Here is a 22,975-nt window from a genome sequence, read left to right on the forward strand (position 1 = left end):
TTACCCTAATTTAACTTTAAAATAATTTATGGCAGCAATCAACGAAACCGAAGAAAGAGGCGAATTTGGTTCTAGTTTAGGATTCATAATGGCCGCAGCCGGTTCTGCCGTAGGTCTTGGGAACATTTGGAGATTCCCCTATTTAGTGGGTGAAAATGGAGGTGGCGCCTTTGTATTTGTTTACATTCTGTGTGTGCTTTTTATCGCGCTCCCGCTACTATTTAACGAAATAGCCCTAGGAAGAAAATCCGGTAAAAACCCAATCGGAGCTATACGAGATACTGGTGGAAATAAATTTTGGCAGCTTGCAGGCGTTCTCTGTGTGCTAGTATGTTTTTTCGTTTTTAGTTACTATTCAGTTATTGCTGGTTGGACTGTAGGCTATATTATCACAGAAATCATCAATGTTCCAGTTGACTTTGCGGAGTTTGTGGAGACACCGCTGTATGTGATTCCATTGACATTTTTGTTCATATTAATGACCATCCTTATTGTCTTGGGTGGAGTGTCTGGAGGTATTGAGAAAGCATCTAAATTCTTGATGCCAGTACTCTTTATTATCATCATTTTCATTGCTGGCAGAGCAGTTACCTTGGAAGGCGCAGGAGCTGGCATCGAGTACTATTTAAAGCCAGATTTCAGTAAAATTAATGCAGCTGTTATACTTCAGGCACTTGGTCAAGCTTTCTTTTCCATGTCGGTAGGTTGGGGTTTGATGATCACATTTGGTTCTTATTTACCTAAGAAGTCTAACATTATACAATCTGCAGGATGGATTGCAGGTATGGATACATCAGTTGCCTTATTGGGTGGTTTGATGGTGTTTCCAGCGCTATTTGCATTGCTTCCTGGAAAAGATCCAGCTGCAGGTCCAGCATTGGTTTTCGATGTGTTGCCAAAAGTATTTGCCGCAATGCCAGGCGGACACGTAGTAGGAGCCTTGTTCTTTATTCTTCTGATGGTAGCAGCATTGACCTCTACTATATCTATGCTTGAGGTGCCAGTAGCCTATATGATCGATGACAGAAAGTGGGGTAGAAAAAAAGCAACTTGGACTATAGGTTTGGCTGCCATGGCGCTTTCTGTTCCATCTGCGTTGTCTCAGATTCCAGGCACTTTCTTTAATTCACTTCATATTAATTTCTTTGGCAATAGGCTCGAAGGTTTCTTCGGAATCATGGATTTTGTGTTTGGTACGTTTGCGGTGATCGTGATTTGTTTGATGCTGGCGCTTTACACAGGCTGGGCTTCTAAAATCTCTGATTATGCGGATGAGTTGAGATTGGGAGCTCCTAGTTTCAAAGGTCCTTTCAGAGCAGGTTGGATGTTCTTCGTCAAGTGGATTTGTCCTATCGTAATTATTCTACTTATTCTGAATATGGTTGGCTTATTTGGTACTGCTCAGGCAGCCTAAGTGCAATACATTCATATAGAAATTGAAAAGGAAGTCTTCGGGCTTCCTTTTTTTATTTATGATACCATCTACATTTTTAGCTGCTAAGTTCACGAAGGTCGCACTTCTGACTTTTTCTAATTTAGCCGAATGTTCCTTTAGCATTGGAGTCTGTCGACTGATCACTGAGACTTATTGCTGATGACTTTTTACATCAAACCTTCCACTTAATTATCCTTGTTGGCAAGGGAATTGCTAATTTTTCTTAAAATCCTTCGTTACTAAGCTTACTAAACCAAAAAATACTACATCATGAAAAAACTTATTCTTTCTCTGGCTCTGTTGGCATTTGCGCTAACTGGCTATTCGCAGGGCTTTTCTCTAGGTCCCAAAGTTGGGCTGAGCCAAACAAACCTGGACTTTAAAAAGGATCAATTTAAGAACGGTGATTCCAAATTTGGTTACCATGTTGGTTTATTCGCTAGAATCGGCCTTGGTCCACTTTATTTGCAACCTGAGGTGCTGTATACGCAAACACAAGGGCAGTTTTCCTTTGATGAGGGGGTCGGGGCAATTGACCAATATGAAGCGGATTTTAATCGTGTGGATATTCCAGTGATGGTTGGCTTTAAGATGTTTAATCTTTTGAGGATTCAAGCTGGCCCAATAGCTAGCATAAATGTGAATTCTGAGCTGAAAGATGCAGGTAACACGATTCAGGATGTAGAATATGATGATGCTACTATTGGATATCAAGCTGGTCTAGGTTTGGATATTGGCAACCTGATTATTGATGCTAAGTACGAGAGTTCTCTCAATAGCTTCAGTAGCAATGTGGGGAATTTCAGTACTGATCAACGGACAAACCAATGGATCCTTTCGGTGGGTTTCAAATTATTTTAACCTCACTGGAATGGCCCTTAAAAATCCCGATTGATGAATTTCAATCGGGATTTTTTATGGGGTTATTTTTCAACTAATCTTGTTTTGTAAATCACCGAATAGTCATTTTCTGCGGCTGAGAAATTAAGTGAAAACCAGATTTCGTCTTTTGTGATGTATTTATTCAGATTGCCTAATATTTCTGGTTTGGAGATAAGTGGGCTGATGCTTGTCCCATCAAAAAGTACTTTCCCTTGTGTATTGAATTTACTGCCTTCGTCAAATATTTTATTGATGTCTCCTCCAGCATTTGAGTTGGCGTCCTTATAATCTTCATCGGACAAGCCGGCCAAGAAATCAACTAAAAAGAGATTGTCCTCTACTGCGATAATGCTATTGATCGTCCCAAGAAAGAAGTCTCGAATATCAAATGAATTTTCTTTACTGTTTTCTTTCGGCACCTTTTCTATAAATGAAGTAAAGGGGATTGATTTTACGGAGTTTGGAGCACTAGTCGAGTCGAGCTGATCAAAAGCGTATCCATAGATTTTTGGCTCATTTCTGAAATTTATAAAAAGTGAGTCTTCTGTAGCACTTAAGTTCAAGTGGAAGTTCAGCAAAGGATAGGACTTCTCAGTACTGCTGAATTTTGATGCTTTCGGGAAAGGGATAAGTGGAGAATATGAGCCTGTTTCTAAATCTAACACTTCAAGCTGCTTTGAGTTTTGTTGAAATTCTACACCTTGGTGTCCAAATTTTTCAGCATGACGTCCAGTGAGATTGGTGTAAAATTTATTGTCATGGATCACACTGTTATTGGCTCCACCTATGATCAAACTGACTGAAGAAGTAAAGTCTGGTTCGTAGTTTTTTAGTAATTCACCTTCCAGATTATAGGAATAAACCCCTCTCGAGGTCGGGATAAGGAATTCAGAATTGCTTGAAAATTTGGCGATTCCAGTTCGGTTTCCCGCATAGTTGTTTGGGCCTTCACCTTTAAGCATGTAATAGTGAAGAATTTCCCCATCTGAATTAGTCACGAAAAGCGTGTCAGTATTGGAGTCAGAGAGCAAAAATGTAGTTCTGTCCGGACTAATATCCATCAAGGTGAGATTCCCGAGATAGTCCACCACGAGCGAATCATAGATTTCAAACTCTAACGCTTGTTCTGAAAGCGGCGTGGAGGTTTGGGTTTTTTCTTCTTTACCTGAGCAGGCTAATGTGAGCGCAAAAAGGGCGAGGAGGCATAGGTGGCTTAGGTTTTTCATTTTTGTACCAATTGTAGTTTATAAAAAGTAAGATAATCCTGCTCTTCGCCTATATAATCGTCGTTTCGGAGGGCAAAAAACGGGTCGGTAGGATTCTCAATAGCAAAGATTTGCTTAACTTTTTTAGGGATTGGAACCTCATTTGACCATCCTTTTTCAGCGTCATACATTTTGAAATAGGATTGGTTTAATTCTACTAATCTAGGGAAATCCTTAGGGAACGTGAAGTTCTGTGAGCCGAAAACCTCCTCTGAAATCCCTTCTGAATAGTGGACTACAAGGTGTTTCTGATTTGCAAATACTCCAAAAATATTTCCTTCGACCAATTTTTCGTAGCCATAATTTTCGTATTTATCTTTCAACTCCGGGGCTTCAATAAATTTCGAAGGGTTAAGATCTAGGGTCTCTATGTGCTTCCCGGAGTCAAGCAAGTTAAATCTGTGGATCTTGGGTTCGTTGTTGAAGTAAAGCAATAGGTCATTTTCAACTGTCGTAAATGATATAGAAGGCCTTTCGTAGAGTAAGCCCGTACTGAATTTTGAGGTTTCAGGAGTTCGGATTAGGGGACTGCTTTCTCCAGTGGCAGGATTAAGCATTTCCAGCAAGAAATAGTCTCTTAAATAATTTTCTGTAAAAGGTCCCACTTCATCTCTTCCTGTATAGTAAAGAATTATTTTATCCTGCCAGAACTCGAATGATTTCGCATCCATCAGGCCACCAAAGGATTGGGATGCAAATGGCATTTCGATTTTTCTTTTCACAGATAGATCTTCGTTCAACTCGAAATAAGGGCCATCGTGGCCTCCTATATAAGGATTGCCATCTGGATCAAATTTGATAGTAGAAATAAAAGAAATTGAATTTGGGCCGTCTTTGGGAAATGCTTTGGTGGAGAGGACCTGTCCTCTATAATCGATTTTGATTAATGTATTCGCGGTATAATCATATAGCATACCCATTCCATCTCTAAAATCTCCAGTGGAAATATTTCCCATATAATCCACCTGGATAGAATCAAGAACTTGGAGTTCCCATTTAGTTGAAGTTTCAGATGTTACTTTTTCGGATTTTTCTGAGGAGGAACAGCTCAGAAAGCTGTAAGCTAAAAAGGCAATTAAAATGTGTCTGTAAATCATTTTTTAGTTAGTTTCATTTTATAAATTCTTAAAAAATCCTCTTCTATATCCGGATCTCCAAGTCGTTGGAACCATGCAAAACCTCCTCCGCTGGCATAAGTTTGGCCTACGGTGTTGGTAGGTAGCGGCAAAGTTCCTAGATAATTAAGATCAGCTAAATCATACACTAGTGTTCCTTTCGAAACTTCCTCTTCTATTTTTAAAGACATAGCTCTGGCTTCCTCTTCTTTTCCATCCATCCACAAAGCCTCAACCTCCTTAGACTTAACTGGATCCCTTCCAGAATAGAAATTCAGTAACAGCAAATCATCAAGAATATGAATATTTCTAATCGCTGCAGTGCCTCCCCGGTTTTCAATTTTCCCATCCTTGAATTTTTCCCGTTCCTTTCCTTCAGGTTTAAGAAATCCAGGAATATTTAGCTGAATAACAGTATCAAGCTTTGCGGCGGCGGTACTTAGCTGGTAAACATAAAGCTGGGGGTCTCCGCCGTGTACCACATATAATGTTTCTCCATTGGCTTCGTATGCAGGATTGTAGTCACTTGGGTTAAACCCTTTTCCATTCAAAAAATGACTTCCTTTCTCAAAAGGAATAATTTCAGTCATGGTTTCGTTCGCCACATCCACGAGCTCCAATGCCCGATATTCTTCGTAGAATTCCTGCTCGCCCGGAAAGGAATTGTCTGGACGCACTGATATTGGAAGGAGATAAGTTTTATCGCTAATAGTAGCTGATTCGAGTGATTTTCCTATAATAGTGCGGGACGATAACGTGCTCAATGATTCAGGATGAGATATTTTTTTTACCATAGTTCCGTCCAAATCATAAATGAATAAGCCATTTGCTCCAAAGACAGCTAACTGATCCTCCCCATAGAAGCCTGGGGATTCGAGTTTAAAGCCATAAACATCTGGAGTATCTCCTTCTTCTTTAGAAAAAGTGTGGATAATCTTTCCTTCAGCATCCGTAATAATTATTTCATTGCTTGGGAAATCGAAAAAAATCAATTTGGAGCCCTCTGAACTAACATCTGTAAGCATAGGAATTCCAAGGTATTCTAGATCCAAGGAGTCCGCCAGTTCCCAGGAAAGTTGAAATTGTTGGCCATATGACTCTTCAGTAGTATCTGAAGAAGAACAGGAGGAAAAGAGTAGAATAAGAACTGGTAGGACAAGTATTTTATATCTCATTTTTCAGTCAATTTCTTTTTATAAATTCTTAAAAAATCCTCTTCAACGTCTGGATCGGGTGTTCTTTGGAAATAGAGAAAGTTGTCATCTGCCATGAAGCCACTTGGATTAATGCCAGTAGGGAAACTCAGAGTTCCGAGGTAGTTTAAGCTCTTTTCATCAAAAACAAGTATGCCTGGTTTGGTTTCAGAAGCCGCTTTATTGTAAATCGCCTCGCCCTCCTCTTCCTTCCCTGTGCTCCATAGAGCCCTAGCTTCTTCCATGATTTTTGGATCTATGCCTGGGTAGTAGTGGACCAGTACTTTCCCGTCCTGAATCAAAATATTTCTGATAGCTGCTGTGCCTCCATTGATGGTGACATTGCCTGGAGAAAACTCGCTTCGAGGAAGCCCTTCCACCTCATAAAAATCTGGAATCGCCAAGTGAATGGCTGTGTCGAGTTTTGCTTCTTCTGCCGAAAAGTCATAAATATAGAGGATTGGGTCTGAGCCATGGGAGAGATATAATTTTCCGTTCCTTACATGGAACGCAGGAGCATAATCGCTTTGCACGTAGCCCATACCGTCTAGGAATTTGGTGTCTGCTTCAAAGGGCCCAAAGTCCTGCATTTCCCCAGTTTCTAAATCTACCAATTCGACGGCTTTGTAGGTGTCGTAAAATTTTTGCTCTCCTGGATAGGTGTCTCGACTTCTAAATGACTTGGTCATCAAGTATTCTTTCCCTTCAAGTCTGACTATTTTTGCCGTTAATCCTGGCATTGACATGGATCCTGCACTTCCCATAGCTTCAGCGTGATCGATTTTTTTGATCATGTTGCCATCCAAGTCATAGATGAAAATCCCTCTCATACCAATGAGGATCACCCGGTCTTCACCCCAAAGAACTGGCAATTCCAGTTTGAACCCATAGGCATCAGGCGTATCTTCTTTTTTGGAGAATTGACCAAGGATCTCTCCATTTGAATTTGTTATAATAGTCTCGCTAGAGGGAAAATCGAAAAAGGAAATAAGGCTGCCCTCCTTGTTTACAGAAGCCATCAAAGGATTGCCGAGGATTTCTAAATCTAAGGAGTCAACCATATCTATGGAAAGTTCAATTGGAGCTACTTCTGTAACAATTTCTTTTTCCTCACAGGAAAAAAGGCCAAATGAGCTAAATAGAAGTAAGATTAATAGGCTTTTACGCATTTGAATACGGTTTGTGGATTAAATGAATAAGATAGTAGTTAATCAGTTGACACCAAAAAAAAACTCAGCCTGATTGACTGAGTTTTGTAATATTTGTTACTAAAAGTAAAAGTTATTGGTCTCCTTTTAAGTGACTTACAGGCCAATGCTGTTGATGTCCAATAGGGATTATTCAATTTGGCTTTTTACATAAGGCCAAATCGTCTCAAACACAATCTTATGCCCTTCTTCCGTAGGGTGAATGCCATCAGGAAGATTTAGCTCGGGAATTCCACCCACATTTTCCAATAGAAAAGGAATGAGTGTGACATCCTTTTCTTCTGCTACCGCAGGGTACATTTCTGTGAATTCAGTCGCGTATTTCTGACCCATGTTTGGAGGGATTTGCATGCCTGCCAAAATGATCTTGGTATCAGGGAATTTTGATCTGACTTTATCTATAATTTTTAACAGGTTGCTTTTTGTCTCTGTAAGCTTGATTCCTCTCAAACCATCGTTTCCGCCAAGTTCAAGGATGAAAACATCTGGCTTGTCCTCTAGAAACCAGTCCAATCTGCTTAGTCCGCCAGCAGTAGTTTCACCGGAAAGTCCTCCGTTGATCACTCTATAGTTCAGTCCCAAGCTATCAATTCTTTGCTGGGTCAATCCTGCAAATCCGTCTTTAGGGTTAATTCCGTAAGCAGCTGTGAGATTATTGACAACTAGAGTCTTTAGAAGAAGAACTTACAGAGCGTGAAGTAATAGAACAAAGTACAAGTTCATTCCAGATCAAATCCGCTTCTAACTCAGATTTGCAGCGCCTCGGACTCCAGATGCCCAAGAGGCTGGGTGTAAATGTGATTAAATCCGCACAGCTCCGCGACGCTTCAGACTTTCTTTTTGATCTGGATGATACCTCCTTACCCAAGACACCATCCCAAGAAAAACCTACACTGTACCTTTTCTAGATAAGAAAGATAGGTATAGTATTTTTAACCTAGTAATGGCATCTCAGAACACTTTTCACCAAGTATTCAATGACTTCTTTAAAGTAAAACTTGATGATTTTCTAAGAAAAAATCGAAATGCTAGCCCTGATGCAGCAAATAATTTTATAATGGATGAGATTTCAAAGGCAAAAGCTGCAATTCAAAACTTGCCTACTGGTGGAAAAATAAACAATGCAACATGGGACTAAGGTATTTTCAGGTTAAAATATTTAATGAGACTAAAAGGGTATACATACCGGGGGAGCAAAATATTTTGGGTTATATGTACCTAGATGGAAAGCCAAGTAGTGGTAAAGCGCCAGTTCAAAAAGTTACAAGTAATTCTTCATTGAAGAATTTTTATTCTGCATCTCCGGATATGGGTAGTAGGAAAATAGTGTCAACAAGAGTAATGGAGCTACTTGAAAAATATAGAACTGGTAATTTTATTTATTTAAGTTGTGCTATAATGAAAGGCTCTGAAATCATTGATTCATTTTGGATAACAGATGTGATCCATTTTGATGATCAGCAAGTTGATTTCGAAAAATCCAAGTTCGAACTTTACGAAAGCTGGGTAGAAAAGCAAGTAGAGGGTAGGGCTTTAGAATTTGGGCGTAAGCTTAATACGATTACTTTTCAGAATCTTGAAGAATTGGAGAAATATGAAAAGAATCTTAGTCACTTGAGTTACATTATTACAAGAAACCTCGTTTTAAAAAGTACGTGCAAGTTTCATCTTTTATTTCTTAGGAGCTTCGGAATTTTTGATTTCATAGTCTCAGAAGAATTAAAGAATGAGCTACAAAAGCAAATACTAGATAAGGGTATTGAATTCAAGCCATTAGAACTGTCCGATAACGAGTGGTATGGCCCCAATGGCATTCGGAAACTATATTATAAATAGTAAACTGAATCCAGCCCAGAGCAATAATCCGACAGTTAAAATCAACAATCTGGATTTCTAATGAAATATTACGAAGTACATGTCATAGACAATGTCGCAAAAATCAAATATGATTCTGGTTTTGATGAACAAGACCTGATAATGGGGGCTCAAATACCGGAAGTGGAGGATTTGTCTAATCACAAGATCCATATCCAAGTAGTGTCTGCTAGAGGAAAACTACTGGATATTTATAAACCTTCTTCAAATCTATCGATGAGGGTTATATTGTCCGATCAGGCAAAATTGCTTTTAGAATCCTACAGAAAAGGAAATATCCGGTTTTATCCCTGTCCGGTATTGCGTGGAAAAGAGAAGGTGTTAGGCTACTGGATCACGGATGTAGTGATTTTTGATGATGAATGGGTGGACATTCCCAGATCTACTTTCTTATTTAAAAAGCGAAAATTAATCGGTTCAGAAGATGAAACACCAAGAAAATATGAGAAAACCGAGCAAATCATTCAATTCAATGATTTGTTTGAACTCAAAGAATTTAGGGAAAAGGAAATGTGGTATATGGATGAACTAAGGCATTATAGGATTTTAATTAAGGAGGGTTGCCCACACCATATTTTGGCCATCTATACCACTGGTCCCAAGTGTTTAATCGTTTCCGAAGAATTAAAAAATGAACTTCAAAAACAAAAAATGGATAAAGGATTAGAATTCAAGCCACTGGAAATCTCTGGCCCAGAGTGGTATGGCCCCAATGGCCTTCGAAATCAGTATTATAAATAAACAGAATCCAGCCCAGAGTTAATCTGAGCTGGCTATTCATTTGAAGTTAATTTTAATCCGATGAAACAAACTAACATGCCTAGTCTTGAAGAATGGGTAGATTCTGAGCCAGAACTGAATAAGAAAACAACTGAATTATTCGAATCTGACTTGCCCATCGAAGACCAAGCTCGGAAAGCTCTTGACTACCTCTGCGAGACTTACGATTTGCCGCAAACTCCGCTGGAAGTCCAGGGTAAGGAATCGGAAAATGATTTATATTATTATCCGATTTCGATGTTTGAGCAGATCGCCCAGCTTCTTTTTGTAGACCCCGAAAATAACGATCCTCGGTATCTGGTGATTAATTCAGCATATTTGATCAAGCACAAACTGGCTATCGATATGACCCAAGAACTGGAAGAATTTTTAGGAAAAAATGAACTCCAAGGTTTGGGCTATCGAGGGGAAGATATTCTGACAGCCGAATTGCTTCCAGTTCAAATGGGGGAAAGCTGGTCTGAATTGGGATGCAGATTCTTTATTAAAGGCGACATCAGCTAATGTATGATTGCATTCTTACTAAGTAACCCAATTTTGTAACCTCTTCAAGGTAGAGATCGCTGACGATGGAATTTTGTCTGTAGGCTTTTGAAGATTATTTCACCTTTTATAAACCCAAATTCCATTTACCGACTCAAATTTGCATTCTTTTCAAAAATGTTATACTCCTTAATAAGGTAAACCTTCACAAAAAGGGTCTTGGATTGAATATTACAAAGTTTGTTCTATATAAGGCCAGATGGTTTCAAATACAATCTTATGACCTTCCTCAGTTGGGTGAATGCCATCAGGCAGATTTAATTCCGGGATTCCTCCTACGTCTTCCAAGAGAAAAGGAATAAGGGTAACATCCTTCTCTTCTGCTACTGCAGGGTACATGTTGGTAAACTCAGTTGCATAATCCTGCCCCATATTTGGTGGAATCTGCATACCTGCCAAAATGATTTTAGTATCAGGGAATTTTGATCTGACTTTATCAATGATTTTAAGCAAGTTGCTTTTGGTTTCGGTGAGTTTTATTCCTCTCAAACCATCATTTCCGCCAAGTTCCAGAATAAAGATATCCGGTTTATCTTCCAGAAACCAATCCAATCTGCTCAATCCGCCAGCAGTAGTTTCACCGGAAAGTCCTCCGTTGATCACTCTATATTTCAGTCCCAAGCTATCAATTCTTTGCTGGGTCAATCCTGCAAAACCATCTTCAGGATCTATCCCGTAGGCGGCAGTCAGACTATTGCCAAAGAATAGGATGATTTTTTCATCTGATTTCGTCTCCGTAGCTGCTTCTGTAGTGACTTCCGTTTGGGTGGTTTCTACTTTTTTCTCAGAACAAGAGAAAACCGACAATCCAAGTAAAAGTATTGCGGTAAAATAGAAAGAGCGGTGTAAATTGAATCGCATAGAAATCTGAATTGTGAATGGTAAAACTATATACCCAAAAGGATTTTAAGGGTAAAAGGTTCGATAAAGATTATAAACAAGACTTAAAATACCATCATTGTAAAGTTATTTGTCGATTTGTGGTTGGATTGTTAACTTCCACAAACTATATAGAGCAATTGCCGTTAAGCTTTTACTCAACAGCTTTCCCACCCAAGTACAGCACATGAATATTTTATCAGTTTCAAACCTGAGTAAGGTTTATACAAGTGGCAGCAGAAAACTGACTGTCCTAGACGAGGTTACTTTTGACATTAAATCCGGTGAAATCATTTCCATTGTAGGTCCTTCAGGAAGTGGCAAAACCACTTTACTTGGACTTTGCGCCGGTTTGGACTCTGGATCCACGGGAAGTGTGGTACTTGATGGTAATTCTCTGGAGAAGCTTTCTGAGGATCAGCGCGCAGCAGTGAGAAACCAAAGTGTAGGTTTTATTTTTCAAAATTTCCAGCTTCTGCCAACCTTGACCGCACTGGAAAATGTGATGGTTCCGTTGGAATTGAAAAAGAGAAAAGACGCCAGAAAGAAAGCCCAAGAACTTCTTGATAAAGTAGGTTTGGGAGATCGAGCGACGCATTATCCTACGCAGCTTTCAGGCGGAGAGCAGCAGCGGGTTTCTATCGCCAGAGCTTTTGCCAATGAGCCAAAGATCCTTTTTGCCGATGAGCCGACAGGAAATTTGGATACAGAGACTGGAGAGATGATCGAGAAACTGATTTTCGACCTAAATAAGGAAGAGGGGACTACGCTTGTTTTGGTGACGCACGATTTGGAACTGGCGGCCAAAACGCAAAGAATCATTCATATTAAGGGCGGTAAAATACAGGAGGGTGCAGATGCCTGATTTCGGATGGATTATTAAGATGGCATTTCGGGATTTCCGGAAAAACATCTCTCGACTTTTACTATTTGTTTCCTCCATTGTCGTGGGTATTGCTGCTTTGGTAGCAATCAGTTCCTTTGGAGAAAATCTCACTGCAGATATTAATAATCAGGCCAAAGAGCTTCTGGGAGCTGATTTGGTGCTTGAAAACAACAAGCCAATTGGTGAGCAGGCGATTGACAGTGCTGCTATACAAATGGCTTCAGAGGTCAATTTTGCGAGTATGGTTGCCTTTCCTGAGACCGGCGCAAGCCGTTTGACTCAGGTTCGTGCACTGGAAGGTGCGTATCCGTTTTATGGATTTTTAGAAACCATTCCTGCTTCTGGAGATGCTGATTTCCGCTCAGGCGGGAAAAAAGCATTGGTAGAAAAGACGCTGATGGCTCAGTTCAACGCGGAAGTTGGAGATCAGATCAAAGTAGGAGAGGTTCTTTTCACAGTTGTTGGAGAGTTGCAAAGTGTTCCTGGGCAGACAGGAATTACCGCTTCTGTCGCACCAGCAGTTTATATTCCTAAAGCTTATTTGGAAGAAACTGGCTTGGTGCAATACGGAAGCCGAGTGAATTACAGTCGCTACTTTCAGTTTGAATTAGGCACGGATGTAGAAGCTTTGATCAAGCCTTATGAAGATGTATGGGAAGAAGATCGGGTAGATGCAGACACGGTGGAGGATAGAAAGAGATCTACTGGTCGTTCATTTGAAAACCTTTCTAACTTCCTAAGTTTGGTAGCCTTTATTGCACTTCTTCTTGGTTGTGTTGGTGTGGCAAGTGCTGTGAATGTATTTGTGAAGGAAAAGCTGAGTTCAGTGGCTGTTTTACGCTGTTTGGGTGTTTCATCTAGAGATGTCTTACTTATTTATTTGACTGAGATCATGATCATGGGATTGGTCGGAGCTATTCTTGGAGCTTTCTTTGGAACCTTACTTCAGTTTGTGCTTCCAGCTGTTTTTGCAGATTTCCTTCCTGTTGAAGTTTCCTTTGGCATCTCTTGGTTGTCAGTTGGCTTTGGAATAATCACAGGTTTATTTGTGTCCATATTATTTGCCTTATTGCCTTTGCTGAAAGTGAGAAATGTGTCTCCAATGGCCACGTTGCGTCCAGAAACTGGTGATTCTACTTTGCTGAAAGATCCACTTCGTTGGTTAGTAATCGTAGGAATTCTAGGGTTTATCTGGGGTTTTAGTTTCTATTTATTGGGTAGGGTGGACTTTGCTTTTGGATTTACCGCATTCGTGGTTTTTGCCTTTGGTATTTTGTGGGCTGTGGCTCAGTTCATCATTTGGGCTGTTAGAAAGTTTTTGCCGATCTCTTTTACCTACACCTTGCGTCAATCTTTGGCGAATTTGTACAGACCAAACAATCAAACAGTTTCCTTGATTGCTACTATTGGGCTAGGAACTGCGATGATTTCCACGCTCTTTTTTCTTCAAAATCAATTGCTGGAAGAGGCAAAATTTGCAGATAAGGAAGATCAGCCGAACATGCTGATGTTTGATATTCAAACGGCTCAGCTGCAGGATGTAAAAGACAAAATATTATCCCGTGATCTGCCAATTATGCAGGAAGTTCCTATCGTGACCATGAATCTGAATGAGATAAATGGCATTGACAAAAAGGATAACGAAGAGCTTCCTGATGAAGAGGACTATTCTAGATGGTTATATAATAGAGAGTTTCGTGTTACTTACCGAGATTCGCTTATTTCTTCGGAGACATTAACCGATGGAGAGTTAATCCCAATGGGTGCAAGGGGAGACAGTGTTTTCGTTTCTTTTGAAAAAGGTTTTGCCGAAGGCAATGGAATGAAAATAGGAGATGAAGTGGAGTTCAATGTGCAGGGGCGCCCTATCAAAACCTTTATAGGAAGTCTAAGAGATGTAAAATTCAATCAAGTCTCCACCAATTTCTTGGTGTTATTCCCTGAGGGAGTTTTGGATCAGGCGCCGAAATTCCATGTGTTGATCACCAAAACCAAGAATGACAGAGAAGCAGCAAATGTGCAGGCTGAGATCGTACGTGAATTTCCAAATATCTCTATTATCAATCTAGGGGCAATTGTAGCGACGCTGGAAGAAATTTTAGGAAAAATTAGCTTTGTGATTCAGTTTATGGCGTTTTTCAGTATTGCTACTGGAATATTGGTATTGATCAGCTCCCTGATAATCAGTAAATATCAGCGGATGCGGGAGAGTATTCTGCTTAGAACTTTGGGCGCCAGCTCGGCAATCGTAAGTAAGATCAATACATTAGAATACTTCTTTTTGGGGAGTTTAGCGTCGCTGTCAGGGATTATTTTGTCCTTCGGAGCCACTTGGCTATTGAGTGAGTTTGTATTCAACATCCCATTCCGAGGAGCTTGGTTAGAAGCTTTGGTGCTTTACTTATCCATTACTGGTTTGACGATAGTCCTAGGATGGCTCAATGGAAGGAAGATCATCAATCAGCCTCCTATGGAGATATTGAGGGGGAGTTGAAATTTGAAATTAGAAATCTGTATTAATAAAATATAGGGCTTATCAGAAATGGTGACAGAAAACTCGGCTATTCGCTTATTTTTTGGGGTTTTAATTCTGGCTTTGGGGATTTGGTTAGAAAAAAGAAGAGATAAAAAAACTAGAAAGTGGTACCATGGGGGGGATATAGACCTTCAGTACAAGTGGGGGATTTGGGCTATAATTGGTTGTGGGCAAATTTTAATGTGGCAAGGAATAATGATTCTTCTCAAGATTAATTGGGTTCCAATAATAGGAGTTTATGCCCTATTCACAGGATGCTATTATTTGTTTCATTCTTGGGGAGCTTATAATGAAGCCTCTTGGTATAATAGGGTTATAAGAAATAGAGGTTATTCAATAGGCCTGTTGCTGTTTGGGGTTCTTCTAATTTTTTTAGGATGGTAACTAACGAAAATTTGTAAGTTCTTTAATTAGAAATGTAAAGTTTGAAAGGCTCGCAGAAATGTGGGCCTTTTTCTATTAATAATGATGTCTGCACTGAGCGATTTCTAATGCCCTATTTTTGACTCGGTATACGAGTCGATGTTCTAGGTCAATTCTTCGTAACCAAGTTTCAGCTAAATCATGTTTGAGTGGCTCAGGTTTTCCGATTCCCTCAAAAGGAGTTCGCTGACATTCCTTTATCAGTTTATTGATTTTTCTTAAAAACTTTATGTCAGCCTCGGTCCAATATTGATAGTCTTCCAATCCTTTCTATAAAAAAAATGAATTTTTGATTTTGAATGATTATTTTCAAGTGTCAAATGATTTTTCAAACTCTTAAAATAAACTTGATATGCAGGCTTATATTAATTTTTTGGTTGAGGATATCGTGGCGGCACATCGCCCACAGGATTATTATTCAAAATCCAGTAAGAATTCAGAAGATGAGGATTTGGAGGAGTCTCTTCGAGATTCTGAAATGTTTGTAAGTCAGGAAAAAAGGACTGGCTTTGAAGGCTACTGTGGGCTAAAGCGGGAAAGCTTTCCTCCAAAAGAACAGCTTTCTGAAGATCAATTGATTCAGGTGACTACTGCTTTCGTTTCGATGATGAACTCCTGGAATTTGGAAGTAGCCTTTCCGGACGATCTACCGCAGCCACGACGATATGAGCTACTGATGGATATCTTAGTGGGGCCGGTGATGATTTTCAAGCATGGAATCTATTGCTTTGATTTTTGTACTGGCAACCCTGAAGGCTGTGAGTTAGGTGAATACTGCCCTTGTTTGAAGAGTGAATATTATACTCCTTGAATAGAAAAGCAATAGACTTCCTTTAAAGATATGGATATCCAGTAATTTCTATTTTTCTGCAGTGCTTATCATCCCCAGAAATTCGATCAGCCCTACAGCCTCAATATCTCCTCTCATCGGGAATCTGTCAGCACCAGAATAAACCACATATTTTTTGGTAAAACCTATGTCCTCACAGGCTCTATGAAAACCTGATCTGATGGTCGGCGCACTCGATTTTTTTATTTCTATTCCCCATACTTCATTTGTCCCAAACTCAAGAACTAGGTCAATTTCTGCCTGATTACTTGAGCGATAATAACTTGCTGACCAGTCAGTGGGTAATTGGTTCAGGATATTTTCCATCACAAACCCTTCCCAGCTTGCCCCGACGGCTGGATGTCCTAGCAGCTGATCGAAAGAAGAAACGTTCAGTAGACTATGTAATAATCCTGTGTCCCGAATATATACTTTTGGGGTTTTTACCAATCGCTTTTTTGTGTTGCCAGACCAAGGATGTAACTGCCTCACCATGAAGAAATCCTGAAGAATGTCCAGATAATTTCGGGCAGTGGTGTGACTTACCTCCAGACTTTTTGCAATCTCTGTCATTACCGCTTGCTGTCCGTGATAATGTGCAAGCATGGACCAAAAGCGTTTCATTCGAGTGGCTGGAACTTGTGGGCCAAAGAGCGGTATATCCTTTTCTACATAAGTGGAAATAAAGTCTCGTCGCCAGTTTTGACTTTGGATTTCTGAGTCAGCTAGATAGCTGTCAGGGAAACCACCTCGAAACCATAATTTCTCCAAGTTAAAACCCAGAGGATCGTTCAGGTTAAGTTCATTGGCAGAAAAGGGATTGAGCTCCAAGTACCGAATTCGTCCTGCAAGAGATTCAGAAGATTGTTGTAAAAGATCTCGTGAGGCAGAGCCTAGCAGAAGAAAATGACCCGCACGCTCTCCGTTCCGCTTGCGCAAATCCACCAAAGCCCTAATAACTGGGAAGAGTTCTGGTTTTCTTTGCACCTCGTCGATTACCAAAAGCTGACTTTCAAAGCGTCTTAAATAGCTTTCTGCATCATCGAGTTTCGCCAAATCAGAATTCAGCTCCAAATCCAAATAATGGATAGGTTTGTCCAAAGCAGTCTTTACCAAGTCTAAAGCTAGAGTAGTTTTTCCTACCTGCCTTGGGCCTAGAATAACCACTACAGGCATATTTTTCAGGCTGTCAATAAGCTTTTCTTCAAGTATTCTTTGGATCATCTCCTTTACAATTTGCTTTCAAATTGCATAAATATAATGTTAAAACCATGTAATTTGAAAATTAAACTTTCAAATTACATGGTTTTATGGATTTAACTTACTTAGACAAAATTGTGAATTAATGTAGGCGCGGGGAAAAAGCCATTAAATGTTTAGGGAGGTGTAAACGAAAAAAGCCCGCTTTTCAGCGAGCTTTTGTACCCAGAGCCGGAGTCGAACCGGCACGCCTTGCGGCATTGGTGTTTGAGACCAACGCGTCTACCGATTCCGCCATCTGGGCATTCGGTAAGTCTGGCCTTACACCTGACTTGGCTCCGTCACTTGCGTAACGGGATGCAAATATGAAGAAAGAATCTTTTTTCTACAAACTCATTTTTCTACTTCTTCCAACTTTCTTGAGCTAAAGGCAATAGGTTTATCAGAAAACAGCGCTTTGGTAAATGTCCAAACTGATTTAAAAAGCTCAGAATCACGGTATTGATTCAGGTGCTCTTCGCTTTCCCAATGACTGTGTGTCAGGAAAATATTTTTAACATTTTCATCTTGCCAAAGCTCCAAATGGTGGCAACCTGGAAAATTCCGAATGGATTTCTTGTTTGCATTGAAGTTTTCCAAGAAATCATCCACCGCTTCTGGCCTGAAAGTCATTCTTACGATCCGGATTAACATTAGGGATGGAAGGTTACATAAATGACGCTGTCATATTTCAAACCAAGTAAATCACCTCCGTGTCCGTGATTGATCCCAATTTCTAATAGGTTCAAGCTGTTGAAAAAAGCAAAACAATCGCCAGGCTCTACCTGGTCATATCCATTATTCAATCTGTTAACTGATTCCCTGCCAAATTCAATGGTGAATTTGCCTGGGTTTAACTTATCGAATACTTCCTTGTTAATATTCGTGATTAGATTTCCATATCGATCTACGCGTAGTACATGTCCAGTTATATGCTCGCGTGTAGCTTTTGGATGGCGGGACATTAGCTTTCGGAAGTTTTTCAAAGGTCCACCGAAATCATGAATGGCAGCTCCACTGGCAACTTTCGCAGCGATGGGTGCCAAAATATCTTTTGTAGGAAAGGTTGAATCTTTCAAGTGTATGTCCGCAAACTGCACCATAATGCCAGGCTCATGATCCGCCAGTAGACTTAAGATCCCATTATTTGGTCCTACAAAAATGTGCTCTTCGAGCTTTACACCAATGTATCCATGGGTGATGCTGCCGGTTGTATTTAAGGATATAAGATGGACAGTGCCTTTAGGGAAGTCTCGAAATGTAGAACGCAATACAAATGCTGCATGAGCAATATCAAATGCCTCGATATTGTGAGAAATGTCGATGATGTTTAACTGTGGATTTACGGCAAGCATTTTAGCTTTTACTGCCGGTACGTAGTAATCTTTGTCCCCAAAATCTGAGAGGAATGTCACCAATGCCATAGAAGCAAGTCAATTAAAATTTATGTACTTTTGTTTAGGAGGGGTTGGAACAAAAATAGAAATTTTATTCTTCTACCTTCAACGATAATCTAATCAATAATAACAGTTTGGTCGAAAAAGTAATCACGTTAGAAAATGTTCCCTTGGCAGAATTCCTAGGCGAAGCCAATGAGAATATCAGGCAAATTGCCGCTGCCTTTCCCCAAAGCAAAATTATTTCCCGAGGTAATGAGATACGAATCCAAGGTGGAGCTCCTGAAATCCTGAGAATTAACGATGTTCTCAATCTTTTATTGGAGCATGTAGATCGCTTTGGTCATATCACTCCTGAGAATGTCAAAGACTATTTGGACGTGGAAGGAATTCCATTTGAAGAAGCCAATCGGGATCAGGTAATTGTTTTTGGGAATAAAGGAATCGTAATCAAGCCAAAGTCAGCCAATCAGAGGAAATTGGTAGAATCTGCGATGCAAAACGACTTGGTTTTTGCCTTAGGGCCTGCCGGAACTGGTAAGACTTACATTGCAGTTGCATTAGCTGTTCGGGCTTTGAAGAATAGAGAAGTAAAGCGAATTATCATTACTAGACCTGCTGTGGAGGCAGGAGAGAATTTAGGCTTTTTACCTGGCGATCTTCAGGAAAAATTGGATCCGTACTTAAGGCCTATCTATGACGCACTTCAGGATATGGTGCCACCGGAGAAACTTAAATATTACCAGGAAACTCGAGTAATCGAAATTGCCCCTTTGGCTTACATGCGTGGAAGGACGCTTCATGATGCCTTTGTTTTGCTGGATGAAGCTCAGAATACAACAAATGAGCAGATTAAGATGTTCTTAACCCGAATGGGGCCAAATTCCAAAGTAATAATCACTGGAGATCAAACGCAGGTGGATTTGCCGGTAAGGCAGAAAAGTGGTTTGTCTGAAGCCCTAAAAATCCTCAAGGATGTGAAAGGGATTGGCATTGTAAATCTAAGTGGTAAAGATGTGATCAGGCATAGATTAGTGAAGTCTATCATCGAAGCATACGAGAAAGATCATTATTACAAAGAACAGCAAAGGAATGAGTCTGCAAGTAGTAAAAATAACCCGTGACGATCAGCTGAAGGCTGCATATAAGATCAGAGAGCAGGTTTTTGTGATAGAACAGGGCGTTAACCCACAGGCTGAATACGATGAGTATGAAAGTCAGTGTTCTCATTTCTTGGCATGTTTGGACGATAGGCCGGTTGGTGCTGCACGATGGAGGATGACGAGTAAGGGAGTGAAGTTGGAGCGCTTTGCCGTATTAAAAGAAGTGCGTGGACAAGGCGTAGGGCAGGCATTAGTCGTCGCTGTTCTCAAGGATATTGATACTAACCCTGAGGCTAAGGATCACATAAAGTATCTACACTCTCAAATTTCGGCCGTCCCACTTTATTTAAAGTTTGGATTTGAAAAAGCTGGAGATATATTTGAAGAGTGTGGAATTATGCACTATAAAATGCAATTGGCTTAAGTATTGTTGCAAATTTTACAACTCATAATGGAAATATGAAATCGAGCATGGCCAAAGCGTTAACCCCTCGGGGGTTTAGTAGTTAAGCACGGTTCCTTAAGATCATAGAAAAACAATTATAAACAGATGAAAAAAATAACTTTTACTCTCACTCTTATTCTGGCATTAGTGGTTTCAGGATATTCTCAGGATGTAATTTCTAGTAGCGGAAGTACCACTCCGGGAAATGGCGGTTTTTCAAATGAAATCCATGTTAATTTTCTTAATTTGATCTGGTTCGGATCACTGGAGGTAGGATTCGAGCGTTATTTGAGTGATGATCATTCCTTGGAATTCAAAGGATTTATTAATGATCGTTTTGGCATTAATAATGAGAAAAACGGGAAAAAGTACAAGACTAATTCTTTGCAGGCTTCAATGAATTTTTACTTTGGAGATGGTGATAATGGTAGATTCTTTCTATTTCCTTTAGCTAAACTTCGATTCGGTGATTTTGAAGAGCCTGCTGATGGTGGAGGGGTGCAGACCACGGATATGACGGCATTTATACTTGGGGCAGGAGCTGGATACAAATGGGAATTGTCAAAAAACTTCGCTTTTGGCCCTTTTGCTAGTGTAGGCAGGAACTTCAGCGATGATGTTACAGATCGCTTTAGCGGAATAGAATTTAATGCTGGTTTTAACTTGGGATATAGATTCTAAGATTTCCCATCCCATCGAATAACTATACAGAGCCCTTTTTGGGCTCTTTTTTTATGCTAAAAATTTTAACTAATACAGGTGTTTTCGGCAAAATACCCTGTGAAAAAAGTCCTTATTCTTTAATGGTTGAAACCTTGTGCCATTTGTTTCTTTGCGGTGAATAATGATTTTACCAACAGCAAAGTAATCAAAAAGAGAATGCGCCAATTAAAGGATTTATGCTGTTTGAAAACGAGTGATACATAAACGCTGGATTATTTTCCTTCTGTATTTTTCAAAAAAAATAAAGTAAATTAATTCTTTAATTTTTTGAAGATGAGATTTGCTGACTTTCCATTTTTACGGTACCTGCCATTCATTTTGATAGGGGTTTTTATTGGCCAATCAAATTGGTCACCCAGTTTAATGTCACTGGCTCTCGCTCTTAGCCTGCTATGGTTAGGATATTTGATTGTGATGGTAAAGCTAGAAAAGGGTAAGTCTAAGTTTCAGTCCAGTTATTTAGCTTATGTAGCCTTACTAGTATTTGGTGCTTTACTGGTTCAAAATAGGCTGGCTCAAACTGATTTCAATACAGAGATACTTCATTCAGACAGCTATCTCGCTGAGGTGACGTTATACGATCAGCAGAAACCCAATTCGTTTGAAAACCTGTTGGCGGTCAAATCGATTTTAGTCGACAGGGTATGGAAGGATGCTCAGGTTAAAGTCTTGATTTATCACCAAAATGAGCAAGGACTTGAGCCGGGGCAAGTTCTTCTGGTCAAGAAAAAACCGGAGCAAATTCCTTCTCCGCTCAACCCCTTAGAGTTTGATTATAGACAGTATTTGGAGAGGCAGGGGATTCACTTTCGCCAGTTTTTAGGCAAGAACTATCAGGTAGTTGATTCTGCGAGGACTAGCGTTTTTGACTACTTTTTGGTGCGTTTGAGACACGAAATCGGCGAGATGCTCAAATCTAAAATTCCCGATGAGAATTCTGCTCAAATTGCTTTAGCCTTGCTATTAGGTCAGAAAAAGGAGCTTGATCCGACAATCCGGGAAGCTTATACCCAAGCTGGCGTGATGCATATCTTGGCAGTTTCAGGGCTGCATGTGGGTATTATTTACGCACTGTTTATTTTGATTCTGAAGCCTCTTAAGATGAAAAAGGAGAAGGCTAGGGTCTATTTATTATTCGTGATTTTGATCATTTGGCTGTATGCTTTTTTGACGGGATTGTCGCCTTCGGTTGTTCGTGCAGCTACCATGTTTTCCTTATTGACTTTTGGGCAGATGCGGGAGCGGGAACCTTCTATTTATAATATTCTTGCTTTCTCGGCAATTTTGATGATTACGATCAATCCACATGTGATCTATGAAGTCGGCTTTCAGCTTTCGTATCTAGCAGTGCTAGGCATAGTGATGATTCAGCCTTTGATTTTGAATCTATGGTTGCCGAGGCATAAAGTTTTGGAATATATCTGGCAACTCACTTCTGTGAGTGTAGCTGCACAGTTGGTGACTTTTCCTCTTTCTATTTATTACTTTCATGTCTTCCCAACTTACTTTTTGCTAGGTAATCTCCTGATACTTCCGCTAGCTTTTGTGATCATGCAAGTCGGTGTTCCGTTGATGATGCTTGGATGGATTCCTTTATTAGGTGAAGTGTTAGGTTGGGTTTTAAGCTGGTTGATCTGGCTTCAAAATTGGATTGCTGAAGCTATACGAGTGATTCCCGGAGGGAAATTAGATAGGCTTACCATTGATTTTGCCGGAATGCTTGTGGTGTGGGGAATGCTTCTGATTATTGCGGCGTGGGAGTTTGGTTCGAAAAGAAAGTTGACTTGGATAGGTTTGAGCATTTTATTTTTGTGGGCTGGTTTTCGATTCTATTCCGAACTTCAAAAACCTTCCAGAGAACTGATTATTTATCAAGGCAAGAAATCTCAGTTGCTTGATTTTTCTGTTTCTGGAGAAACTTATTCCTGGAATCAAGGTTTGGATGGAGGAGAGATCAGCTATTCTGTGGAGCCCAATCGAATTCATAATCAATTAGCTCAATTTCCAACTTCATTAATCGCACAGGAGCTAGATTCTGGGAAACTAGAATTCATTAGCGCCGGTTTTACCTTTGATCCAACACATAAAAAGCTCTGGTTTCTAGCTCCTCCAAAATTAATTTATAGTTGGTCAGAAGGTCAATGGGTTGCGATGCAGACTAAAGATATGTTAGTGGTTGATTCCTTAGCGTACAGAATACTTTTCTGACTTTGATTTTG

Annotated in this window: 22 protein-coding genes, 1 tRNA gene and 1 pseudogene; 13 read left to right on the plus strand and 11 right to left on the minus strand. The window is 40.0% G+C overall.

What is annotated here, in order from left to right; genetic code table 11:
- Nucleotides 1-28 precede the first annotated feature (28 nt).
- Both QOL76_RS20420 and QOL76_RS20425 read left to right on the plus strand, forming a co-directional pair.
- Nucleotides 29-1,414, plus strand: a complete 1,386-nt coding sequence (locus tag QOL76_RS20420) for a sodium-dependent transporter (RefSeq protein WP_283414817.1) — start codon at nt 29-31, stop codon at nt 1,412-1,414.
- Between the two features lie 291 nt (nt 1,415-1,705).
- Entirely contained in the window at nt 1,706-2,296 is a 591-nt protein-coding gene (locus QOL76_RS20425) for a porin family protein (RefSeq protein ID WP_283414818.1), read from the plus strand.
- A gap of 62 nt (nt 2,297-2,358) precedes the next feature.
- Here the strand turns inward: QOL76_RS20425 and QOL76_RS20430 are convergent, their stop codons facing one another.
- The 5 genes and pseudogenes from QOL76_RS20430 to QOL76_RS20450 all read right to left on the minus strand — a co-directional run.
- The gene (locus tag QOL76_RS20430) at nt 2,359-3,543 is read right to left on the minus strand and encodes a hypothetical protein (protein WP_283414819.1); all 1,185 of its coding nucleotides are present in this window, start codon (nt 3,541-3,543) and stop codon (nt 2,359-2,361) included.
- On the minus strand, nt 3,540-4,679 hold the full coding sequence (locus QOL76_RS20435) for a hypothetical protein (protein WP_283414820.1): 1,140 nt from the start codon (nt 4,677-4,679) through the stop codon (nt 3,540-3,542). Before QOL76_RS20435 ends, QOL76_RS20430 begins: the two co-directional genes overlap by 4 nt.
- Complete coding sequence (locus QOL76_RS20440) at nt 4,676-5,872, minus strand: hypothetical protein (RefSeq protein ID WP_283414821.1); 1,197 nt, start codon at nt 5,870-5,872, stop codon at nt 4,676-4,678. The genes QOL76_RS20435 and QOL76_RS20440 overlap by 4 nt, the downstream gene beginning before the upstream one ends.
- Nucleotides 5,869-7,059, minus strand: coding sequence for a hypothetical protein (locus tag QOL76_RS20445; RefSeq protein WP_283414822.1), 1,191 nt, complete (start codon nt 7,057-7,059; stop codon nt 5,869-5,871). Before QOL76_RS20445 ends, QOL76_RS20440 begins: the two co-directional genes overlap by 4 nt.
- Nucleotides 7,060-7,227: 168 nt before the next feature.
- Nucleotides 7,228-7,755: pseudogene (locus QOL76_RS20450) on the minus strand (arylesterase); the annotation flags it as partial.
- 286 nt (nt 7,756-8,041) lie between these two features.
- Between QOL76_RS20450 and QOL76_RS20455 the strand changes: the two are divergent.
- The 4 genes from QOL76_RS20455 to QOL76_RS20470 all read left to right on the plus strand — a co-directional run bounded on the left by QOL76_RS20455 (nt 8,042) and on the right by QOL76_RS20470 (nt 10,257).
- Entirely contained in the window at nt 8,042-8,236 is a 195-nt protein-coding gene (locus QOL76_RS20455; RefSeq protein ID WP_283414823.1) for a hypothetical protein, read from the plus strand.
- Between the two features lie 74 nt (nt 8,237-8,310).
- Nucleotides 8,311-8,934, plus strand: coding sequence for a hypothetical protein (locus QOL76_RS20460; RefSeq protein WP_283414824.1), 624 nt, complete (start codon nt 8,311-8,313; stop codon nt 8,932-8,934).
- A 60-nt stretch (nt 8,935-8,994) separates the two neighbouring features.
- The gene (locus QOL76_RS20465; protein ID WP_283414825.1) at nt 8,995-9,714 is read left to right on the plus strand and encodes a hypothetical protein; all 720 of its coding nucleotides are present in this window, start codon (nt 8,995-8,997) and stop codon (nt 9,712-9,714) included.
- A 60-nt stretch (nt 9,715-9,774) separates the two neighbouring features.
- Nucleotides 9,775-10,257 carry a hypothetical protein gene (locus QOL76_RS20470; RefSeq protein WP_283414826.1) on the plus strand — a complete coding sequence of 161 codons (483 nt, stop codon included), beginning with the start codon at nt 9,775-9,777 and terminating at the stop codon, nt 10,255-10,257.
- Between the two features lie 210 nt (nt 10,258-10,467).
- Here QOL76_RS20470 and QOL76_RS20475 read toward each other — a convergent pair whose 3' ends face one another.
- Nucleotides 10,468-11,157 (minus strand): arylesterase, encoded by a 690-nt coding sequence (locus QOL76_RS20475; protein ID WP_283414827.1) that lies wholly within the window; start codon nt 11,155-11,157, stop codon nt 10,468-10,470.
- A gap of 205 nt (nt 11,158-11,362) precedes the next feature.
- On the opposite strand from QOL76_RS20475, the gene QOL76_RS20480 reads away from it, so the two are divergent.
- Both QOL76_RS20480 and QOL76_RS20485 read left to right on the plus strand, forming a co-directional pair.
- On the plus strand, nt 11,363-12,040 hold the full coding sequence (locus QOL76_RS20480; protein WP_283414828.1) for an ABC transporter ATP-binding protein: 678 nt from the start codon (nt 11,363-11,365) through the stop codon (nt 12,038-12,040).
- Nucleotides 12,033-14,555: an ABC transporter permease gene (locus tag QOL76_RS20485; protein WP_283414829.1), complete on the plus strand. Its 2,523-nt coding sequence runs from the start codon at nt 12,033-12,035 to the stop codon at nt 14,553-14,555. Before QOL76_RS20480 ends, QOL76_RS20485 begins: the two co-directional genes overlap by 8 nt.
- A gap of 501 nt (nt 14,556-15,056) precedes the next feature.
- Here the strand turns inward: QOL76_RS20485 and QOL76_RS20490 are convergent.
- Complete coding sequence (locus QOL76_RS20490) at nt 15,057-15,284, minus strand: Txe/YoeB family addiction module toxin (RefSeq protein WP_283414830.1); 228 nt, start codon at nt 15,282-15,284, stop codon at nt 15,057-15,059.
- Nucleotides 15,285-15,372: 88 nt separating this feature from the next.
- On the opposite strand from QOL76_RS20490, the gene QOL76_RS20495 reads away from it, so the two are divergent.
- Nucleotides 15,373-15,831, plus strand: coding sequence for a hypothetical protein (locus QOL76_RS20495; protein ID WP_283414831.1), 459 nt, complete (start codon nt 15,373-15,375; stop codon nt 15,829-15,831).
- Between the two features lie 48 nt (nt 15,832-15,879).
- Here QOL76_RS20495 and QOL76_RS20500 read toward each other — a convergent pair whose 3' ends face one another.
- The 4 genes from QOL76_RS20500 to QOL76_RS20515 form a co-directional block, all read right to left on the minus strand.
- Nucleotides 15,880-17,073 (minus strand): ATP-binding protein, encoded by a 1,194-nt coding sequence (locus tag QOL76_RS20500; protein ID WP_283414832.1) that lies wholly within the window; start codon nt 17,071-17,073, stop codon nt 15,880-15,882.
- Nucleotides 17,074-17,271: 198 nt separating this feature from the next.
- Nucleotides 17,272-17,353 (minus strand) — tRNA-Leu (locus QOL76_RS20505).
- Nucleotides 17,354-17,442: 89 nt separating this feature from the next.
- Entirely contained in the window at nt 17,443-17,742 is a 300-nt protein-coding gene (locus tag QOL76_RS20510; protein WP_283414833.1) for a putative quinol monooxygenase, read from the minus strand.
- The gene (locus QOL76_RS20515; RefSeq protein WP_283414834.1) at nt 17,742-18,512 is read right to left on the minus strand and encodes an SAM hydrolase/SAM-dependent halogenase family protein; all 771 of its coding nucleotides are present in this window, start codon (nt 18,510-18,512) and stop codon (nt 17,742-17,744) included. The genes QOL76_RS20510 and QOL76_RS20515 overlap by 1 nt, the downstream gene beginning before the upstream one ends.
- Before the next feature lie 107 nt (nt 18,513-18,619).
- Here QOL76_RS20515 and QOL76_RS20520 point away from each other — a divergent pair, with 107 nt between their 5' ends.
- The 4 genes from QOL76_RS20520 (at nt 18,620) to QOL76_RS20535 (ending at nt 22,964) form a co-directional block, all read left to right on the plus strand.
- Nucleotides 18,620-19,609: a PhoH family protein gene (locus QOL76_RS20520; RefSeq protein WP_283414835.1), complete on the plus strand. Its 990-nt coding sequence runs from the start codon at nt 18,620-18,622 to the stop codon at nt 19,607-19,609.
- Entirely contained in the window at nt 19,578-20,012 is a 435-nt protein-coding gene (locus QOL76_RS20525; RefSeq protein ID WP_283414836.1) for a GNAT family N-acetyltransferase, read from the plus strand. Before QOL76_RS20520 ends, QOL76_RS20525 begins: the two co-directional genes overlap by 32 nt.
- A 126-nt stretch (nt 20,013-20,138) precedes the next feature.
- Nucleotides 20,139-20,714: a DUF3575 domain-containing protein gene (locus QOL76_RS20530; protein WP_283414837.1), complete on the plus strand. Its 576-nt coding sequence runs from the start codon at nt 20,139-20,141 to the stop codon at nt 20,712-20,714.
- A 405-nt stretch (nt 20,715-21,119) separates the two neighbouring features.
- Nucleotides 21,120-22,964, plus strand: a complete 1,845-nt coding sequence (locus QOL76_RS20535) for a ComEC/Rec2 family competence protein (RefSeq protein WP_283414838.1) — start codon at nt 21,120-21,122, stop codon at nt 22,962-22,964.
- Nucleotides 22,965-22,975: the final 11 nt, after the last annotated feature.

It is taken from the genome of Algoriphagus winogradskyi (assembly GCF_900182815.1).
In the GTDB taxonomy this organism is placed as follows: Bacteria; Bacteroidota; Bacteroidia; order Cytophagales; family Cyclobacteriaceae; genus Algoriphagus; species Algoriphagus winogradskyi.

What these genes read in the sequence shown, in the direction of transcription:
- QOL76_RS20525 (WP_283414836.1), top strand. Translation starts at nt 19,578, where the DNA reads ATGAGTCTGCAAGTAGTAAAAATAACCCGTGACGATCAGCTGAAGGCT.
- QOL76_RS20510 (WP_283414833.1), bottom strand. Translation starts at nt 17,742, where the DNA reads ATGTTAATCCGGATCGTAAGAATGACTTTCAGGCCAGAAGCGGTGGAT.
- QOL76_RS20455 (WP_283414823.1), top strand. Translation starts at nt 8,042, where the DNA reads ATGGCATCTCAGAACACTTTTCACCAAGTATTCAATGACTTCTTTAAA.
- QOL76_RS20495 (WP_283414831.1), top strand. Translation starts at nt 15,373, where the DNA reads ATGCAGGCTTATATTAATTTTTTGGTTGAGGATATCGTGGCGGCACAT.
- QOL76_RS20465 (WP_283414825.1), top strand. Translation starts at nt 8,995, where the DNA reads ATGAAATATTACGAAGTACATGTCATAGACAATGTCGCAAAAATCAAA.
- QOL76_RS20425 (WP_283414818.1), top strand. Translation starts at nt 1,706, where the DNA reads ATGAAAAAACTTATTCTTTCTCTGGCTCTGTTGGCATTTGCGCTAACT.
- QOL76_RS20530 (WP_283414837.1), top strand. Translation starts at nt 20,139, where the DNA reads ATGAAAAAAATAACTTTTACTCTCACTCTTATTCTGGCATTAGTGGTT.
- QOL76_RS20535 (WP_283414838.1), top strand. Translation starts at nt 21,120, where the DNA reads ATGTCACTGGCTCTCGCTCTTAGCCTGCTATGGTTAGGATATTTGATT.
- QOL76_RS20420 (WP_283414817.1), top strand. Translation starts at nt 29, where the DNA reads ATGGCAGCAATCAACGAAACCGAAGAAAGAGGCGAATTTGGTTCTAGT.
- QOL76_RS20470 (WP_283414826.1), top strand. Translation starts at nt 9,775, where the DNA reads ATGAAACAAACTAACATGCCTAGTCTTGAAGAATGGGTAGATTCTGAG.
- QOL76_RS20460 (WP_283414824.1), top strand. Translation starts at nt 8,311, where the DNA reads ATGTACCTAGATGGAAAGCCAAGTAGTGGTAAAGCGCCAGTTCAAAAA.
- QOL76_RS20500 (WP_283414832.1), bottom strand. Translation starts at nt 17,073, where the DNA reads ATGATCCAAAGAATACTTGAAGAAAAGCTTATTGACAGCCTGAAAAAT.
- QOL76_RS20515 (WP_283414834.1), bottom strand. Translation starts at nt 18,512, where the DNA reads ATGGCATTGGTGACATTCCTCTCAGATTTTGGGGACAAAGATTACTAC.
- QOL76_RS20480 (WP_283414828.1), top strand. Translation starts at nt 11,363, where the DNA reads ATGAATATTTTATCAGTTTCAAACCTGAGTAAGGTTTATACAAGTGGC.
- QOL76_RS20475 (WP_283414827.1), bottom strand. Translation starts at nt 11,157, where the DNA reads ATGCGATTCAATTTACACCGCTCTTTCTATTTTACCGCAATACTTTTA.
- QOL76_RS20445 (WP_283414822.1), bottom strand. Translation starts at nt 7,059, where the DNA reads ATGCGTAAAAGCCTATTAATCTTACTTCTATTTAGCTCATTTGGCCTT.
- QOL76_RS20435 (WP_283414820.1), bottom strand. Translation starts at nt 4,679, where the DNA reads ATGATTTACAGACACATTTTAATTGCCTTTTTAGCTTACAGCTTTCTG.
- QOL76_RS20430 (WP_283414819.1), bottom strand. Translation starts at nt 3,543, where the DNA reads ATGAAAAACCTAAGCCACCTATGCCTCCTCGCCCTTTTTGCGCTCACA.
- QOL76_RS20440 (WP_283414821.1), bottom strand. Translation starts at nt 5,872, where the DNA reads ATGAGATATAAAATACTTGTCCTACCAGTTCTTATTCTACTCTTTTCC.
- QOL76_RS20485 (WP_283414829.1), top strand. Translation starts at nt 12,033, where the DNA reads ATGCCTGATTTCGGATGGATTATTAAGATGGCATTTCGGGATTTCCGG.